2 protein-coding genes are annotated in these 2,786 nt (G+C 73.0%); both read right to left on the reverse strand.

The genetic code is table 11. The annotated features are described in order from the left end of the window. Nucleotides 1-6 precede the first annotated feature (6 nt). Nucleotides 7-1,398 carry a GlnX family signal transduction membrane protein gene (locus PLL68_RS10650; protein ID WP_324533902.1) on the reverse strand — a complete coding sequence of 464 codons (1,392 nt, stop codon included), beginning with the start codon at nt 1,396-1,398 and terminating at the stop codon, nt 7-9. Then, nucleotides 1,395-2,786, reverse strand: a 1,392-nt coding sequence (locus PLL68_RS10655; RefSeq protein ID WP_324533904.1) for an AAA family ATPase, incomplete at its 5' end; no start/stop codon positions are given. The genes PLL68_RS10655 and PLL68_RS10650, both read right to left, overlap by 4 nt.

Raw genomic sequence — 2,786 nt, forward strand, 5'->3', positions numbered from 1 at the left:
CGCGGCTCATCGGTACTCCTCCAGTCGCTGCGAGACTCCCCACCAGGACAACCCTGCCGCCAGCAACCCCACGAGCACGCTCAGGATCCCACCGATGGGCAGCCAGCCCCCGGTGTCGGCGAGGGAGGAGGCGGTGCGGTCCGCGACGTCGCTCAGCACCTGGGCGGAGTCCTCGTCGAAGGCCGCGAAGGTCGTGTTCCCGGTGCCGGCACCGGTGCCGGTTGCCAGGTCCACGGCGCCGTCCCAGTCACCGGAGTCGTCCAGGGCCCGGATCTCCTCGTGGGCGGCGACGTAGTCGGCCCACAGCTGCTCGTCCAGGCCGGTGGCGACGAGGTTGGCATCAAGCGTGGCGAACTGCGTCGTGACCGCCTCGGACGACGCCGCCCAGGCCTCCTGGAAGGCTGCCCCCGACCCACGAGCGATCAGGGTGAGGCTCTCGTTGGCCTTGGCGTCGAAGGCGGCCGTGCGCGCGGCGGCGACAGCGCGGGTGGCGGCGTACTCGCCGTCGCGAGTGGTGTCGACATCGGCCTTGACCCCGAGGAGCCCGGCGGCCCCGCCCACGAGCGTGACCAGCACGACGAGGGCCGCACCGGCCAGCGGCACGTTGACGTACCTGTGGGAGTGCCGAGCGATCCAGGTGAGGGCTGCGCCGAGTGCCGCGAGGGCCAGCAGGCCGGGGACCATCAGCCACCACAGGGCCTGGCCTGCTCGGTTGAACTCCAGCGCCACGCGCTCGTCGTTGGCCTGCGCGAGGTTGCTGAGCAGGGGCAGTGCCTGCGCCCGCAGGTCCGCGCTGGCCGAGCGAAGGTACTGCGCGCCGATCGGCAACCCCTGACGGTTGTTGGCCCGAGCGATCTCGATCTGACCTGCGTACGCCACGAGCTCGGTGTTGAGGGCGGCCAGCGCGGCGCCGTCGGCGGGCTGGTTCTGTGCGGCCTCGGCGATGAGGGCGGATGCCGTGGCGATCGCCGTCGTGTATGCCTCGCGTTGGCTGGCCGGCTCAAGGCCGCCGACGAGGAAGGCATTCGTGGCGACGGCGTCGGCCTGCACGACGTTGGTCTGGATCGCCTGGATCCGCACCACCTGGTCGGCGTTCGCCGCGGCCCGATCGACGGCGCCCGACGCCGAGCGGAAGGCCTGCGCAGCGCCGAGCCCGAACACCAGGGCCGCGACGACCCCGAGCACCCCTAGTGCACGCAGCCGGCCGGGCGTGCCGGCCAGCAGCCCCGTCAGCGCGCTGCGGGCTGCACCGGACGGTGCCGGGGCCCCTGCCGGTGGCGCAGGCGGGGCGGGCGTTGCGGCCGGTCGGCCCGCCGAGGCCGCAGTGGCGGCGGCCGCCGCAGCACTGGGGGTCGGGGGCGGTGGCGGGGTGGCCATCGCTGACGTGGGGGTCGTCACGGGGTGCCTCCAGATGACGTGGGCTCGTGTGACGCAGGAAGGTCGGGGTCGGCTCCGTCGACGGCCAGGTCCTCCGACGACGGGGGTGCACTGGCGTCCGCGGGCATGTCGTCCGGTGCAGCATCGTCCGCGGGCATGTCGTCCGGTGCTGTGTCGTCCTGTGGCTCGGTGTCGAAGTCCTTGGCGACGAGCTGCCGCAGCTGCTCCAGGGTCGGGTTGTCGACCTTCCGCAGCCGCCACGCGTGGTGACCGATCGCCGCCTCGAGGGCGTTGCGCGAGAACCGGCCGTTGCCGAAGCCGTCCCCCCGAGGGGTGCGGGCCAGCACCTCCCGGAAGCGCTCGACGGCCTCGGGGAGCACTTCGTAGTCCGCACCCTTGGCCACGTGCAGCAGGATCGCGACGAGCTCGTCGTCGGTGTAGTCCTCGAACTCGATGGTCGTGCGGAAGCGGCTGGCCAGACCGGGGTTGGCACCGATGAAGGTCTCCATCGGCGCCGGGTAGCCCGCCACGATGACGACGAGGTCGTCTCGGCGGTCCTCCATCTCCTTGACGAGCGTGTCGACGGCCTCGCGCCCGTACTGGTCGCCACTGGGGCCGCTGCTCGTCAGGCTGTAGGCCTCGTCGATGAAGAGCACTCCCCCGGCCGCGGAGGCGACGACCTCGGCCGTCTTGGTCGCCGTCTGCCCGAGGTAGCCGGCGACGAGTTCCGAGCGGTCGACCTCGACGAGGTGGCCCTCGGAGAGCAGCTCGAGCGCCTGGTAGATGCCCCCGACGAGGCGGGCGACGGTGGTCTTCCCGGTCCCCGGGTTGCCGGTGAACACCAGGTGGCGCGTCATCGTCGGGGCCTTGAGACCGGCATCCACCCGAAGCTTCTCGACCCGCAGCACCGCCACCTGGCGGTGGATCTCGCGCTTGACCCGCTCGAGGCCGATGAGGCCGTCGAGCTCGGCGAGCAGCTCCTCGAGGCTGCGGGCGGGTTCCGGCGCCTCCTCGACCGGCTCCGGCGCAGCGGGATCGACCTGCGGCTGCCCCGCGGGCGCGGGTGCCTCGCCCCCCGGCACCGACGTCTCCCACGCCGCGACGGCCGGGTTCGGCCACGTCGCAGGCCTCAAAGGGATGTGCTCCGGTACCAACCCGGGACGCGTACGGGTGACCGCACCGAGCTGGGCGGCGGCGGCGACCGACGCGTTGCCGATGACGCGCATCGTCGGTTCACCGAGACCACAGGCTGCCGACGCGACCCGCGCCAGCGCCTGCGCGTAGTCACCCGCGGACGAGGACGCCTGCGCGACGAGGCCGCTCAGGATAGCCGTCGGCGACTCCCGCCAGCGGCGGCCCCTGCTCGCCGCGTCGAAGAAGGCCTGGGTCGCCGAGGCACCGGATGCCGT

Origin of the sequence: Ornithinibacter sp. (assembly GCF_035443565.1) — a bacterium.
GTDB lineage: Bacteria > Actinomycetota > Actinomycetes > Actinomycetales > Dermatophilaceae > Fodinibacter.